This window comes from Bradyrhizobium sp. (genome assembly GCF_035570375.1).
Taxonomy (GTDB): Bacteria; Pseudomonadota; Alphaproteobacteria; order Rhizobiales; family Xanthobacteraceae; genus Bradyrhizobium.
In genome coordinates this window covers 1-14893 of sequence record NZ_DATMLW010000201.1, presented here as the reverse complement: position 1 = coordinate 14893, position 14893 = coordinate 1, and the positions used below count along the sequence as shown (strand labels likewise).

The 14893-nt window shown below is 61.6% G+C and carries 16 protein-coding genes; 10 read left to right on the top strand and 6 right to left on the bottom strand.

Features of this window, described 5'->3' with window-relative positions:
* Positions 1-3: 3 nt before the first annotated feature.
* Entirely contained in the window at positions 4-885 is an 882-nt protein-coding gene (locus VNX23_RS22095; protein WP_325633564.1) for a haloalkane dehalogenase, read from the top strand.
* Between the two features lie 145 nt (positions 886-1030).
* A complete protein-coding gene (locus VNX23_RS22090; protein ID WP_325633562.1) occupies positions 1031-1438 on the top strand; it encodes a hypothetical protein in 408 nt (135 codons plus the stop codon).
* A 236-nt stretch (positions 1439-1674) separates the two neighbouring features.
* Here VNX23_RS22090 and VNX23_RS22085 read toward each other — a convergent pair whose 3' ends face one another.
* The 5 genes from VNX23_RS22085 to VNX23_RS22065 form a co-directional block, all read right to left on the bottom strand.
* Entirely contained in the window at positions 1675-1992 is a 318-nt protein-coding gene (locus VNX23_RS22085) for a cupredoxin family copper-binding protein (protein WP_325633560.1), read from the bottom strand.
* A 10-nt stretch (positions 1993-2002) separates the two neighbouring features.
* Positions 2003-2524: a DUF4142 domain-containing protein gene (locus tag VNX23_RS22080; RefSeq protein WP_325633558.1), complete on the bottom strand. Its 522-nt coding sequence runs from the start codon at positions 2522-2524 to the stop codon at positions 2003-2005.
* Between the two features lie 239 nt (positions 2525-2763).
* The gene (locus VNX23_RS22075) at positions 2764-3453 is read right to left on the bottom strand and encodes an RNA polymerase sigma factor (RefSeq protein WP_325633556.1); all 690 of its coding nucleotides are present in this window, start codon (positions 3451-3453) and stop codon (positions 2764-2766) included.
* Positions 3454-3635: 182 nt separating this feature from the next.
* Complete coding sequence (locus tag VNX23_RS22070) at positions 3636-3986, bottom strand: RidA family protein (protein WP_325633554.1); 351 nt, start codon at positions 3984-3986, stop codon at positions 3636-3638.
* 132 nt (positions 3987-4118) lie between these two features.
* A complete protein-coding gene (locus VNX23_RS22065; RefSeq protein ID WP_325633552.1) occupies positions 4119-5777 on the bottom strand; it encodes an FAD-binding dehydrogenase in 1659 nt (552 codons plus the stop codon).
* 358 nt (positions 5778-6135) lie between these two features.
* Between VNX23_RS22065 and VNX23_RS22060 the strand changes: the two genes are divergently transcribed.
* The 6 genes from VNX23_RS22060 (at position 6136) to VNX23_RS22035 (ending at position 12006) form a co-directional block, all read left to right on the top strand.
* Positions 6136-6594 carry a hypothetical protein gene (locus tag VNX23_RS22060; protein WP_325633550.1) on the top strand — a complete coding sequence of 153 codons (459 nt, stop codon included), beginning with the start codon at positions 6136-6138 and terminating at the stop codon, positions 6592-6594.
* A 630-nt stretch (positions 6595-7224) separates the two neighbouring features.
* Positions 7225-7419, top strand: a complete 195-nt coding sequence (locus tag VNX23_RS22055; protein ID WP_325633548.1) for a hypothetical protein — start codon at positions 7225-7227, stop codon at positions 7417-7419.
* A 21-nt stretch (positions 7420-7440) separates the two neighbouring features.
* On the top strand, positions 7441-8031 hold the full coding sequence (locus tag VNX23_RS22050) for an SCO family protein (protein WP_325633546.1): 591 nt from the start codon (positions 7441-7443) through the stop codon (positions 8029-8031).
* 324 nt (positions 8032-8355) lie between these two features.
* Positions 8356-9198: a transporter substrate-binding domain-containing protein gene (locus VNX23_RS22045; RefSeq protein ID WP_325633630.1), complete on the top strand. Its 843-nt coding sequence runs from the start codon at positions 8356-8358 to the stop codon at positions 9196-9198.
* Positions 9199-9351: 153 nt separating this feature from the next.
* Complete coding sequence (locus VNX23_RS22040) at positions 9352-10989, top strand: lysine--tRNA ligase (protein ID WP_325633544.1); 1638 nt, start codon at positions 9352-9354, stop codon at positions 10987-10989.
* A gap of 234 nt (positions 10990-11223) precedes the next feature.
* Positions 11224-12006, top strand: coding sequence for a class II aldolase/adducin family protein (locus VNX23_RS22035; RefSeq protein WP_325633542.1), 783 nt, complete (start codon positions 11224-11226; stop codon positions 12004-12006).
* 174 nt (positions 12007-12180) lie between these two features.
* On the opposite strand, the gene VNX23_RS22030 is transcribed toward VNX23_RS22035, so the two are convergent.
* A complete protein-coding gene (locus VNX23_RS22030) occupies positions 12181-12837 on the bottom strand; it encodes a helix-turn-helix transcriptional regulator (RefSeq protein WP_325633540.1) in 657 nt (218 codons plus the stop codon).
* A 149-nt stretch (positions 12838-12986) separates the two neighbouring features.
* On the opposite strand from VNX23_RS22030, the gene VNX23_RS22025 reads away from it, so the two are divergent.
* Entirely contained in the window at positions 12987-13331 is a 345-nt protein-coding gene (locus tag VNX23_RS22025; protein WP_325633538.1) for a DUF952 domain-containing protein, read from the top strand.
* Positions 13328-14425 carry a quinone-dependent dihydroorotate dehydrogenase gene (locus VNX23_RS22020; RefSeq protein WP_325633536.1) on the top strand — a complete coding sequence of 366 codons (1098 nt, stop codon included), beginning with the start codon at positions 13328-13330 and terminating at the stop codon, positions 14423-14425. The genes VNX23_RS22025 and VNX23_RS22020 overlap by 4 nt, the downstream gene beginning before the upstream one ends.
* Positions 14426-14893 lie beyond the last annotated feature (468 nt).

The window sequence follows — 14893 nt, the reverse complement described above, 5'->3', positions numbered from 1 at the left end:
AAGATGACCGAACAACCGCTGATAAAGAAAACCATCGATATCCTGGACGCTCGCATGGCCTATCACGAGCGCGGCGAGGGAAGGCCTGTGCTGTTCCTGCACGGCAATCCCACCTCGTCCTATCTTTGGCGCGACGTCATCCCCGAACTGGAGGGTCTGGGCCGGCTGGTCGCGCCGGATCTGATCGGCATGGGCGATTCCACCAAGTTGGCCTCGCCCGGTCCTGACACCTATCGCTTCGCCACTCATCGCAAATATCTCTGGGCTTTCATCGAGCAGGTAATCGGTGGGTCCGAATCCCTCGTGCTGGTGGTGCACGATTGGGGATCGGCGCTCGGCTTCGACTGGGCCAACCATCATCGCGGCCGCGTCCGCGGCATCGCCTATATGGAAGCCATCGTGCGCCCGATTGGTTCCTGGGACGAATGGAGCAAAGCCGCGACTCCGATCTTCCAGGCCTTCCGCTCCGACAAGGGCGAACAGATGATCCTTGAGCGCAACATGTTCGTCGAGCGGGTGTTGCCGGGGTCGGTGTTGCGAAAACTCACCGACGCCGAGATGATCGAATACCGCAAGCCTTTTTTGAAGGCGGAGCATCGCTGGCCGACGCTGACCTGGCCGCGACAGATCCCGATTCTCGGCGAGCCCGCCGACGTCGTGCAGATCGTTTCAGACTATGCGCAATGGATGGCGCAGAACGAAATGCCGAAACTGTTCGTCAACGCCGAGCCCGGGGCCATTCTGATAGGCGCGGTGCGCGATTTTTGCCGCAGCTGGAAGAGCCAGACCGAAGTTACGGTCACCGGGTCGCATTTCGTCCAGGAGGATTCCGGACCGGCGATCGGGCGCGCGGTGGCCGACTGGATCAAGGCCAACGCGCTTTAGGTGCCGTTTTCCGAGGTCTTTTGCGGATCACGACGGCTGCCCGATCGCTCGCCCGCCTTCAAGGTGGTTCGATCGTTGTCGCGGCGCGTAGTTAACCCTTCGTTAGAGAGTTGCATTGCATCCTTCGCATCGGGGGATTTACAAAATGTTTTCAAGTCGGGAAGCCTTTGAGAATGATGTTTGCCCGGTCCGGGACGAATTGCTCGGCCAGATGTACCGTGCCAACGAGAATGGCTTGTGCCAGCTCGTAGCGAGCGTTTCTCCCGATGTCCGGGCCATGCTGGCGCTGTTTTGCTATCGCCGAAGCCATCTCTATTCGCTGGCGCTTGCGATCGCCGGAAGCTGCAGCGAGCAGGAGTTGGTCCACTTCGGCGGTCGCGTCGGCACGACCCTCTACACGCTGGCCCGTGAACCGGCGGCGAGCGCGGCACCCTCGACCTACGGCAACCGCAAGCCGATCACGCTCTCCACCAAACCGCTGTCGCCCATCGCTCCCATCGAGGATGAGCTCGATGAGGAGTTTGCCGAGTTTGCCAAAGCGTTGATGGCCTAAAGCATGATGAGGTTACGTTCGATTAGAGCCGCAATGGAGATATCCTCCCTCTCCCGCGCAACTGGCGTCTACCCGGTTGCGCATTGTTCGGTTTGCGCAAGTCGGGCAAGCCGCGAACTGCGGTGGGAGGGCGCTGGGTGAGGGGTTACGGCCTTTGTGGGGGCTATGCCCCTTGCCGGGATCGCCATATCGCGATCCGACCTCTCCCCGCCGGGGAGAGGTGAATTGCTCGACTGTTAGGGACTTACCGTCAGACTTGCCTTCATATTGGGATGGAAGCGGCAATAATATTCGAACGTGCCGGCCTTCGTCACAACGAGCGTGCCGGTTTTCTTCGGCGGCAACATCACGTCGAAATCGCCATTTCGCGCGGTGGCGGTATGGGCGAGAACGTCCTTGTTGATCCATTCGATGGTGTCGCCGACCTTTGCCGAAACCTGGGCCGGCATGATTTCGAGGTTTTCCATCGAGATTTGAATGGTGGCCGCTTGCGCCGAGACGGACACGCCCAGCATCAGCGCGGCGATGATTGGGAAAATCCGTCCCGGCTTCATCGGATGCCCCTCACTTCAGCTCGGCGGCGACATGTTCGGCGTGCTGCTGGTGACCCTGGAAAATCTTCAGGCCGGTCTGCAGCAGGCTTTTCAGTTCAGCATTGTTCGCTGATGGGATGAGGGTCGTCTCCAGCGCGGAGTCGACCGCCTTGTGATAAGCAACTTCGTTCGTAATATAGGCCTTGTCGAAGGCTGCGCCGTTCAGCTTGGCAAGTTCGGCGAGCTTGTCGACCGCGTTCTTCGACAGCGTCTTGCTGGTGTCGTTGTCTTCCGGTGTCACGTTGAGTTTCTTCACCAGATCCAGCGCCTGCTTGTTCACGGCTTCATGGTCGCGCAACATGTCTTGTGCGAAGGTCTTGACATCCTTGTTGCTGGCTTTTGCCAGCGCCTGTTTCGCGGCGGCGATATCGATCAGGCCGGCGGTGTAGGCGATGTGGGCAATCTGCGGATCGGTTGGCTTGGCGCCTTGCGCCAAGGCGGCACCGCTCAACAGGCTGACAGCGGCAATGGCCGCGCTCAATCGAATGAACATGGTAAAATACTCCTGTACGCCGGGGCAAAGCCGCTCGGCATTGTTGATTGCACAAGCATTGGATGGTGCGCGAAGAGAAAGGTTCCCGAAAATCAGCGCATGATCCGGACCCGAAGGGCCGCGTTAGCGCAAAGTGTGCAGCGGTTTTTCCCTCAGCTGACAAACGCGGAACACGTTTGCGCGGAGATCATGCGCAAACAGTAAACTGAAGCGCGATGGCGACTCGAGGCTATCGCGCTTTACGCAGGCAATCCCAACCGCTTCAAAGTTGCCTCGGTGAGGCGTTGGCATCGCCTGCCGGCGAACGGGAACGCCTCCATCACCACGGGTCCGATCTTCCTTTCCACATTGTCGCGCAGCACGGCGCGGGCGCGGTGCAGCCGCGTTTTCACGGTCTCCGGCTTCAATCCGAGAATCTCGGCGGTTTCCTCCACGTTCATGCCTTCGACCACGCGAGTCATGAAAACGATCCGGAACGGTTCGGGAAGCTCATCGATCGCCTGCTCGACGACATGTTGAATTTGACGTTGTGCCATGGTCTTTTCCGGGTCGGACGCGGCCGCTGTGGGGAACGGGATGATCTGGGCGTTGAGAACTTCCCCTTCCAATGATGTCCATTCGACTGCCGCGCGCCGGCGCCGCAACCGCCCCAACGCCTCATTGATGGCGATGCGCCCGAGCCACGTTCCGAAACTGGAGCCGCCGCGAAAACTGTCCAGATGGGTGAATGCACGGACGTAGGTCTCCTGGACGACGTCCTCCGCTTCGCTGTCGTTGCGAAGGATTCCACGGGCAAGCCGATAAAGCCTGCGATTGTTCGAACGCATGATCGCACGGATCGCCGCCTCGTCGCGGTCACGGGCACGCCGGACCAGTTCGGCGTCGGCAGTGCTATTGGGACTGATTTGCGGTGCTTGTGCGTAGGCCATGGTGATCTCGCGGGTCCGATCATACCGGATTGTCGAGACATTGGATGCAGCAAAGCCGCACAGGTTCCCGGAAAGTCGCAGGATATTGCTTTTGGTTAATCGTCAGGCCTCCAGGTCCAGGGCGTCGGCTGCCGGGGGCTGTGGTTCGGGTCAGGAATTGGCCAAGGCTCGCCGTCGCAGCGCTATCGCGCCGCGGTCACCATGATCTCGACGTTATATCTGGGCGCGGCGAGTTTGACCTCCACCGTCGCGCGCGCCGGGGTATTTCCTGGCGCAACCCAGGCGTCCCACGCGCCGTTCATTTCGGCAAAGGTCTTCATGTCGGTCAGGTAGATCGTGGCCGAGAGCAACTTCGATTTGTCGCTTCCCGCTTTCTTGAGGTGGCCGTCGATGATCGCGAGCACCTCCTGCGTCTGCTTGGTCACGCTTTCGCCGGCCGTGGCATTGGCCACGATGCCGGCGAGATAGATGGTGTCGCCATGGATGACGACCTGACTCATGCGTGGCCCGGTCTCGAAACGCTGAATGTTCATCTTGTTCTCCGTACTCGACGTCGCGCCGATGATCGCTGGTTCATGATTCCATCGAAACCGGTTCCCGCTTTTCCCGGATCATGCTCTTAGCGCGCCCATGCGCTCGCCGCCACCACGTTCTCGGGCCGGCCGTCATGCGACCGCTTTTGCCGCGGCGCGCCCGGCATTGCGGCCTGAAAACAGGCAGCCGCCGAGAAACGTGCCTTCCAGCGAGCGATAGCCATGCACGCCGCCGCCGCCGAAGCCGGCCGCTTCGCCCACGGCGTAAAGCCCGGGCATGATCCTGCCGTCGTGACCGAACACGCGTGCATCGAGATCGGTCTCGAATCCGCCGAGCGTCTTGCGCGTCAGGATATTGAGCTTGACGGCGATCAGCGGCCCATGGGCAGGATCGAGAATCCGGTGCGGCGTGGCGGTGCGGATCAGGCGGTCGCCGATATAGCGGCGCGCGTTGTGGATGTTGAGAACCTGGGTGTCCTTGGCGTAGGCGTTGCCGATCTCGCGATCGCGCGCTTCGATCTGCGCCTGCAGGGTTTCGGTTTTCAGAAGGCTGTTGCCGACGAGCGCATTCATGGCATCGACGAGGTCATCGAGCTTGTCGCGCACGATGAAGTCCGCGCCATGGGTCTTGAAGGCTTCGACCGGCGCGGGTGCGCCTTTGTTGGTGGCGCGCCTGACCGTCAGGCTCCAGCTCTTGCCGGTGAGATCGGGATTCTGTTCGGAGCCTGAGAGCGCGAACTCCTTCTTGATGATGCTTTGGGTCAGCACGAACCACGAATAATCATGGCCGGTCGACATGATGTATTCGAGCTGGCCGAGCGTGTCCGATCCGGGAAACAGCGGCGAGGGCAACCGGCGGCCGTTGGCGTCGAACCACATCGATGACGGTCCGGGCAGGATGCGAATGCCGTGGCGCGGCCAGATCGGCGACCAGTTCCGGACGCCTTCCACATAGTGCCACATGCGGTCGCGGTTGATCAGTCGCGCGCCCGCAGCCTCAATGATGCCCATCATTCGACCATCGACATGTTCCGGCACGCCGGAAATCATGCTTCGTGGTGCTTGCCCGAGCCGCTTCGGCCAGTTCTGCCGCACCAGATCGTGGTTGCCGCCGATTCCGCCAGAAGCGACGATCACGGCCTGTGCATGCAGCGTGAAGTCACCCACGATTTTTCGCGAACTGCTTTTTCCCCGCTCGACACTGTCAGCCTCGAGGATCGAGCCGCTGACGCCATTGACGGTGCCGTTGTTGCTCAAGAGAGCATCGACCCGATGGCGGAATTTGAGGGTGAGCCGGCCGTTGCCAGAGGCTTCGCGCGCCCGCCGCTCGAACGGCTCGATAATGCCAGGGCCCGTTCCCCAGGTGACGTGGAAGCGCGGCACCGAATTGCCATGACTCATGGCGTCGTAACCGCCGCGCTCGGCCCAGCCGACCACCGGAAACAGCCGGTGACCCATTGCTCGCAACCAGGCGCGTTTCTCGCCGGCAGCAAAGCCCACATAGGCTTCCGCCCAGCGCCGCGGCCAGAGATCCTCGTCGCGGTCGAAGCCTGCCGATCCGATCCAGTCCTGGAGCGCCAAATCGTAACTGTCCTTGATGCCGAGCCGGCGCTGTTCAGGGGAATTAACCAGAAATAGCCCGCCGAACGACCAAAAGGCCTGGCCACCGAGGCTCTGTTCGCCCTCCTGCTCGACAAGGATGACGCGTTTGCCGGCATCCGCAATTTCGGTGGCGGCGACGAGACCCGAAAGGCCTCCGCCGACCACGATGACGTCAGCTTGCTCAGCCATCGTTTCCCCCGTTTTGAGAAATTATTGAACGCGTGGCATCGGGCGCGGTCAACGGCAAATGGGCCTTTGGCCTGGTGTCCCGTACGTGTTGCCGCGAAGGTTTTTACGAATGCCAGGACCAAGGGGTACTGGCAAATGCAGGATTCCGGGGTGTTTCCGCGCTCCTCGCTACCAGAAGGTAATGTTCCGGCCTGGGAGCCGGGGAGAGGGGTGCAGCCGTCCGGCAACACTTTTATTGAATTTGATTTTGGCTTCGCCTCACATCTGGACAAAATTGCCGTCTAGCAACAGGCTGACAACCGCGCATCACGCAAGGCATTCGGATTCGGTTCTGACAGATTTGGACTGGGGCTGGGGAATGAAGTTCATCACAGGAGTGCTCGCTGCGGTTCTGTTGCTGGCGGGCATGGGGGCAAGCCACGCGGTTGTACGGATTGGCGAGGACCGCGGCGGACGGATCGGTACCTACGTTGACAGGTATCAGGAAGTGCGCAGTTCGGGCGAGATGGTGATCATCGACGGGTTGTGCGCGTCGGCCTGTACCATCGTGCTCGGCGCGATACCCCGCGACAAGATCTGCGTCACCTCTCACGCCGCCCTCGGATTCCACGCCGCGTGGGATCTCGACGAAGACGGGCGCGCCATCACCAACCCCGAAGCGACGCACATGCTCTATTCGATGTATCCGCCGCAGGTGAAAAGATGGATCAATGCTCGCGGCGGGCTGACGTCGCGCATGATCTATCTGCGTGGCAAGGAACTGATGAGCATGTACCACCCGTGCTTTCTCGATGCCCGGGCCTCCACCCAGCACTAGTGTGGCGATTCAGAAATCCGCATCATTACTGCCGGGTGTTCATCATGCGGTTTTCAGAACCCAAGCCACGCTAGAATCAATGTGTTGCTAGTGTCCTTTCGATTCCGAAGTTCGCATGAGCGGTGCCGCTAATGCTTTGCGAACTTCGGAAGCACCGGACGCCCATTCAAATCGACATGATCTGACGGCGCTGGGGGCCAATAGTGCCGCCGATTTGAAGTTCCTGCTTCACGCGCGGCAACCTCCAACAGGAACTTCAAATCGAAAAGCGGCACTAGTGGTCCGATTCCAACATTCGCATCCCATCTCAGCAGACACCTTTGCGAATGTTAGAATCAAAGGACCACTAGCAATTATAAGATTTTAGTGGAGTTTTGGATTTGACATTCGCATTACGCACCTGCGGCTAGATGGGTAGCGAATGTCAAATCCACTCCACCAGCATCCTGCGCTTGCCAGTACCCTTTGCTTTCCGAAGTTCGTTTGCGAAGATGCGGAGCCGGATCACGAACTTCGGAAAGCGGGTACCAGCGGCTTGCCCGGCCGCACAACTGGCCTTATCTGAACGGAACAGGCCGGGCAGGCGGTGGTCGACACCGCCTCCGGCTCCTTCGGTCAGATGGTCGAGAGATGGCTCATCCCCTTTCCACCCCGCAGCCGATGCACCCAGGCTCGCAAGCCCCGCGCAGGCTCGCGCGGGCAATCGTCGCTGCGGCGGCGGGGCTCGGCTCAGCCATCCTGCTTGCCGCGCTGGTGCTGTGGTTTCATTATGGGACGGCGGTCTTTTTCGAAATGATCGCCTCAGGCATCTCGGCCTGCTTCTGACGAGCAACAGGGAATTTCATGATGGATAAGACCACCCGCCCGCTGGTCATTGTCGGTGCGTTCGCGGCAAGCCTGATCGTTGGCCTTGTCCTGATGCTGTGGGCGCTCGGCGGCTTTCGGCATGTGGCCGCGCCGGCCGCGATCGGCGGCCCGTTCCAGCTCACCGATCAAAGCGGTCAGGCCGTCACCGAGAAATCGATGCAGGGCCATCCGACGCTGATCTTTTTCGGCTTCACCCATTGCCCGGACGTGTGTCCGACGACGCTGTTCGAGATTTCCGAGGTGCTGCGGGTGATGGGCAAGGACGCCGACCGCGTCAACGCCTATTACATCTCGGTCGATCCCGAGCGCGACAGCGCGGCCGCGATGAAAGATTATTTGTCGAGCTTCGATCCGCGCCTCAAGGGACTTACCGGCAATCCCGAAGAGATCGCGAAGGTGCTTTCGCAATATCGGGTCTACGCCAAGAAGGTCCCGCTCAAGGACGGCGACTACACCATGGACCACACCGCGCTGATCTATCTGATGGACCGCGACGGCAAGTTCGTTTCACCCTTCAATCTCAACCGCAAGCCCGAGGAGGCGGCTGCTGACCTCAGGCGCTATCTTTGAGAGGTGAGCAGAGAGCGGAGTCTTTGCGAGCCGAATGAGGTTCGCGTTGCCGGGTAGATGGTCTATAAGTCGCTAGTGTCTGACGATATTAACTTGAGCTGGTACGGCATCGATGGAGCACCTCTCCCCTTCTTGTGGGAGAGGTCGGATCGCTCTTGCGATCGGGGTGAGGGGTTTGTCTCCGCGAACGAATATGCCTCATTTGCGGACAGTGACCCCTCATCCGGTGCGGACTTTCGTCCGCGCCACCTTCTCCCGCAAGGGGAGAAGGAACGGAGTTCGCCGAAAGCCGGCGCGCTGGTGGCGGCCTGGTTCGCGCTTGCGCTGAGCGGCGCTGCCGCCCATGCACAAGGCGTCGTTCCTAACCAGGGCACGGCCGCCAGGCCCGCCATGGAGGCTGCGCCTCAGGCTGTGCCGGGATTCTGGGATCCGCGGCGGCGGCCCGACCGGCCCGATCTGTCGCGCATCACGGTGATCCGGTTCTTGACCGAGACCGATTATCCGCCGTTCAATTTCACCGGCCCCGACGGCAATCCCGCCGGGTTCAATGTCGATCTGGCGCGGATGATCTGCGACGAGATCAAGGTCACCTGCACGATCCAGATGCGGCGCTTCGAGACGCTGATCGATGCGCTCGCAAGCAACCGGGGTGATGCCATCATCGCCTCGCTCGCGGTGACGCCGCAATTGCGCGCCCGCGTCGACTTCAGCGATCCGTATTACCGGGCGCCGGCGCGCTTCGTGTCGCGCCGTGACTCCGTGATGCGGGAAATCCGCCCCGAATTTCTCGAAGGCAGAAAGGTCGGCGTGATCGCCGGCACTTCGCATGAGGCCTATCTGAAGGCGATGTTCACGGACGCCGAATTGCACGCCTTTCCGAATGACGAGAGCTTGCGTGCGGCGCTGCGGCGCAGCGAGGTCGATTTCATTTTCGGCGACGCGATTTCGCTGGCGTTCTGGATCAACGGCACCGATTCTGCCGAGTGTTGCACCTTTTCGGGCGGGCCCTTCGTTGAGAGCCGCTATTTCGGCGAGGGCATCGGGATTGCCGTGCGCAAGGGCAACGACTTGCTGCGGCAGGCGCTGAACTGGTCGCTGTTCCGGCTTTGGGAAAAGGGCCGCTACACCGATCTGTGGCTGCGCTATTTTTCGGTCAGTCCGTTCTAGGGTTTGGACCGTCATTCCGGGGCGATGCGAAGCATCGAACCCGGAATCTCGAGATTCCGGGTACGCTCGTTTCACTCGCGTCCCGGTATGACCGGGCGTTTTGCTTTTTGACGCGGAAAGTCTAATTTCCGCGCTTCCCGGAGACCTTTTCTGATGTCCGTGACCGAGCTTGCCAACCCGAGCGACCTGCGTGCGCTTGCCGAACAATCCAACGCCTGGCCGTTCGAACAGGCGAAGGCGATCGTGGCGCGGCTGAAAAAGAAGCCAAAGGACGAAGTATTGTTCGAAACCGGCTATGGCCCGTCCGGCCTGCCGCATATCGGCACCTTCGGCGAAGTCGCGCGCACCACCATGGTGCGACATGCGTTCCGCGTGCTCACCGAGGACAAGATCAAGACCCGCCTGATCGCGTTTTCGGACGACATGGACGGTTTGCGCAAGGTGCCCGACAACGTGCCGAACAAGGAGATGCTCACTGAGCATCTCGGCAAGCCCTTGACGAGAGTGCCGGACCCGTTCGGCACCGCCCCCAGTTTCGGCGCGCACAACAACGCGCGGCTGCGCGCCTTTCTCGATACTTTCAACTTCGACTACGAATTCGCCAGCTCCACCGACTACTACACCTCGGGAAGGTTCGACGCGACGCTGCTTCTGATGCTGGAGCGGATCGAAAAGGTGATGGCGATCATGCTGCCGTCGTTGCGCGAAGAGCGCGCGGCGAGCTATTCGCCGTTCCTGCCGATCTGTCCGCGCACCGGCGTGGTGCTGTATGTGCCGATCGTGGCGCACGATGCGAAGAGCGGCACGATCTCCTATGACGATCCGGAAACGAAGGAGCGCGTCACGCTTCCGGTCACCGGCGGCCACTGCAAGCTGCAGTGGAAGCCGGACTGGGCAATGCGCTGGGCCGCGCTCGGGGTCGACTATGAAATGGCCGGCAAGGACCTGATCGATTCGGTCAAGCTGTCGGGCAAGATCTGTGCAGCGCTTGGCGGCACGCCGCCGGAGGGCTTCAACTACGAGCTGTTCCTCGACGAGAAGGGACAGAAGATTTCGAAATCGAAGGGCAACGGGCTCACCATCGACGAGTGGTTGCGCTACGCCTCGCCGGAATCGCTGTCGCTGTTCATGTATCGCGAGCCGAAGTCGGCCAAGCGGCTGTACTTCGACGTGATCCCGCGCAATGTCGACGACTACCAGCAGTTTCTCGAAGGCTTCCCGCGCCAGGATGGGAGGCAGCAGCTCGGCAATCCGGTCTGGCACATCCACGCCGGCCATCCGCCAAAGGCCGACATGCCCGTCACCTTCCAGCTGCTGCTGACGCTGGTCTCGTCGTCGAACGCCGAGAATGCCTCGACGCTCTGGGGTTTCATCGGACGCTATCGCCCCGGCGTGACGCCGCAAACCCACCCCAGGCTCGACGCGATGGTCGGTTACGCGATCAACTATTATCGGGATTTCGTCGCGCCCACCAAGAAATTCCGCGAGCCTACCGAAAGCGAGCGCGCCGCACTGTCAGACCTGCGCGATGCGCTCTCCAACATGCCGGAAGCATCGAGCGCCGAAGACATCCAGAACGTCGTCTACGAGATCGGACGGCGCGAGCCGTTTCTCGATGCGATAAAAAAAGGCAAGGACGGGCGGCCGGGCGTTTCACTCGACTGGTTCAACATGCTCTACCAGGTGCTGCTCGGCCAGGAGAAGGGCCCGCGCTTCGGCTCTTTCGTCGCGGTCTATGGGCTGGCGAACGCGGTGGCGATGATCGACGGCGCATTGGCGCGCAGCGCGTAGGGGCGGCTACTTCCCTTCTTCCCTTGTGGGAGAAGGTGCCCACGATACGACAGTATCGTGGGCGGATGAGATGCTTCGCATCTCAGGCCCCCTCTCCCGCAAGGGGAGGAGGGGGAGAGAAGTATCGTGCCGCGGATGAGCAATGCGTGCCACGCAATGACCGCTGGCTCGATTTGAGGTACATTGGCCCCAAATCAGTTTAAAATAAATCGCACGCTAGCAGGGAGAATGCTCATGCAGTTCAGGGTTTCGCCGCAGACGCTGAAGGAATGCAGCGCGGCCGAGTGGCAGGCGCGGGTCGATCTTGCGGCCGCGCATCGGCTGGCCGTCATGCACGGCTTCAACGAAGGCATCTTCAACCATCTGACCTTAGTGGTGCCGGGCCGCAGCGACCGCTACTACCAGATTCCCTTCGGCATGCACTGGTCGGAAGTGACGGCCTCCAGCTTCATGGAAGTCGGCATCGATGACGGCGAGGTCAAGCGGGGCGAGGGGGACGTCGAGCGCTCCTGCTACTGCATCCACGCGCCGATCCACAAGGCGTTGCCGCAGGCCAAGGCCGTGTTCCATACCCACATGCCGTATGCGAGCGCGCTGACGCGGCTGGAAGATCCGCGGATCAAGGAGATCGGGCAGACCGAAGTCGGAATGTCCGGCAAGATCGCCTATGACGATCTCTATACCGGTCCGGCGCTCGATCCGGCCGAAGGCGCGCGGTTGGCGAGCATCATCGGCGACAAAACCATCCTGTTCATGGCCAACCACGGCATCAGCACGGTCGGCCAAACCATCGCCGAGGCTTACAACCAGCTTTATTACATCGAGCGCGCGGCACAGGTTCAGATCTATGCGATGTGGACCGGCCAGCCGCTGAAAAAACTTCCCCAGGCCGTGGTCGAGAAGACCAGGCGGGATATCAGCGGAACGCGTTTTTACGAGGGCTTAAGCCCGGCGCAGCGGCATTTTGATGCGCTGAAACGCATCCTCGACCGCAAGGAGCCCGACTACGCGACCTGAGCCCGGGCGACCCTCTTGCCTTCTTCCCTTGTGGGAGAAGGCGCCTTCGCCAACGGGTCGACTCCGCGAAGGCGGATGAGGGTTCTCTCCGCAGATAGACAGACCACTCACCCGTCACGAACGCGCTTCGCGCGTCCGTGCCACCCTCTCCCGCAAGGGAAGAGGGTGTTAAGCCTACTGGCTCGTCCAGACGATCCGTGCGATCCATGCGACCTCGCCGACCGCCAGCGTGCGGTCGGCCTGGCTCGGGTTCAGCGATCGCAGTTCGAGCGTTTTTGTCGTCCGGCGCCCCAGCTCCTGGACCATGATCTCGCCTTCCGTCGTTTTGACCACCACGCGGTCGCCACGCCGGATCGGGGTTGCGGGCGACACCACGATGACGTCGCCGTCGCGATAGATCGGCCGCATCTGGTCGCCCGAAATCTCCAGTGCGTAAATGTGCTCGTCACGGAAGCACGCAAGTTCGGTCTCGCCCCAGGCCTTGCCGGCGGGTAGACCGTTGCCGTCAAAATGGTTGCCGGCTCCGGCCTGGGCGAAGCCGAGCAGGGGCACCACGTGCAAGGCCGTCGGTGCGGTGTTGCCGACCAGGTGCAGGAAGCTGTCGATGGAGCTGCTGGTGGCTGCAAGCGCCCTTGCCACCGACTCCGTCGAAGGCCATCGCTCACGTCCGTCGGCGGTGACGCGCTTGGATTTGTTGAAGGTAGTAGGGTCTAGTCCGGACTTCTTTGCCAGTCCCGAAGCCGAGAGCCCGGCGCGTTCGGCAAGCCGATCCAGCGCGTTCCAGATCTGCTCGTGCGTGAGCGTTTGCGGCGCCTTTGGATTTCGGGCCATCCGGCGGCCTTGTCCTGGTTAGGAATTATTCCCTCTATCAAGCCGATTTTCACCAGCCTGGGCAAGGGCGGGAATGCGGCCCTTGAAGTGGGAAGGTGGCGTCGATACGGTCGCCTCGCATCGAAGTAAAATAGAGAAGCCAAGAACTCTTGCACGCGATCTACAAAATCTGTCCGGCTTCGGCCTGGCGCGAGGCCGAGCGCCAAGGCGTGTTCCGGGGCAGTCCTGACGATATCCGCGACGGCTTCATCCATTTCTCGACCGCCGCACAGGTGGCGGAGACCGCGGACAAGCATTTCTTCGGCCAGAGCGGCCTGTTCCTGATCGCGGTCGACGCCGACGCACTTGGAAAGGCGCTGCGGTGGGAGCGCTCGCGCAACGATGAATTGTTTCCGCATCTCTACGGCGAGCTCGATCTCGGCGCGGTGATCCGAATTTTCGACCTGCACACGCGTTCCGACGGATCTCACGATATCCCGGAGCTCGAGCCGTGATCCGCGCGTTCGACGCTTTTTCCCTGCCGTTGCTGCGCTGGTTCGATCCGGAGGACGCCCATCGCCTCGCGATCCACGGCCTGAAATTCCTGCCGCCGGCGCAGCCGCGGCCGGACGATCACAAGCTGGCGGTTCGAGCCTTCGGGTTGAATTTCCCCAATCCGGTCGGCATGGCCGCGGGCTTCGACAAGAATGCGGAAGTGCCCGATGCGCTGTTGCGTCTCGGTTTCGGGTTCGTCGAAATCGGGACCGTGACGCCCAGGCCGCAACGCGGCAATCCGCGGCCGCGTCTGTTTCGGCTCGAGCGCGACGAGGCGGTCATCAACCGTCTCGGTTTCAACAGCGATGGCGCAGAAACCGTGTTGCGGCGGCTGGCGGGACGCGCTCATTTCGGCGGCATCGTCGGCGTCAACGTCGGCGCCAACAAGGACTCTTCCGATCGCACCGCCGACTATGTGAAGCTGATCGAGATTTTTGCCCCGGTGGCAAGTTATTTCACCGTCAACGTGTCCTCGCCGAATACGCCGGGTCTGCGCAATCTTCAGCAGGCCGGGATGCTCGATGATCTCCTGGCGCGAGTGATCGATGCGCGCGAACGGGTGCGGAAAAACGCCGGCGAGGCGCCGGTGCTTTTGAAGATCGCGCCGGATTTGAGTCTCGGCGAACTCGATGATGTGGTTCAGATCGCGCGCTCGCGCCGCGTCGACGGCATGATCGTGAGCAACACGACGCTGGCGCGCCCCTCCACCTTGCGTGAAGAGACCCGTGCCCGGGAATCGGGCGGGCTGTCGGGCAGGCCGCTGTTTCGGCTGTCGACCCGGATGGTGGCCGAGACCTATGTGCGCGTCGAGGGTGCCTTTCCGCTGGTCGGCGTCGGCGGCATCGATTCGGGCGGGGCCGCGCTGACGAAAGTCCGCGCCGGTGCCAGCCTGATTCAGGTTTATTCCGCGCTGGTCTACAAGGGCCTCGGGCTCGTCGAGGATCTCAAGAACGACCTTGCTTCCACGCTCTTGCGCACCGGGCGCGACTCGCTCTCCGAGATCGTCGGCGCCGATGCAGCGGCGATTACGGCCGAGGATTGGCCTGCCGGCTAGCGCGATGGGACAGCAGGCATCGCCCACAATGTTGCTTCGAACGCGCGCTGACAGGCAACCTGAGCGTCGAGATCAGGCACGGACTGTTTGACGCCTGGGGCCGGCTGTCCGTTGACGGCTTGTGCTTGCGCACCGGGGCCGTCGCCGGATTGAGCAGGAGCGCCACGCGCACGGTGCGCGGAGCGATCTCCTTCAATAGCTCCACCCACTTGCCGCCCAACGCGGACCCGATGAACTCGCGTCGTTTCATACAGCCCCCGTTAGTCGGGTATCTGCTGAAACTAACACCATCAAGGGTCTGGTGTCAGGGCAACCGACGTCCGAGTTGGGTCGATGCTGTCGAAAAATACCGTGGTGTCGTTGGTTTTGCTGTCGGGAGGCGTTTTTCTGGCAGACGTTGGAGCCTGATCGGCAAGCACCCGCGACCGGCTTGGCGACTTACCCAATCGCCCTACAGGCTCCTCTTGT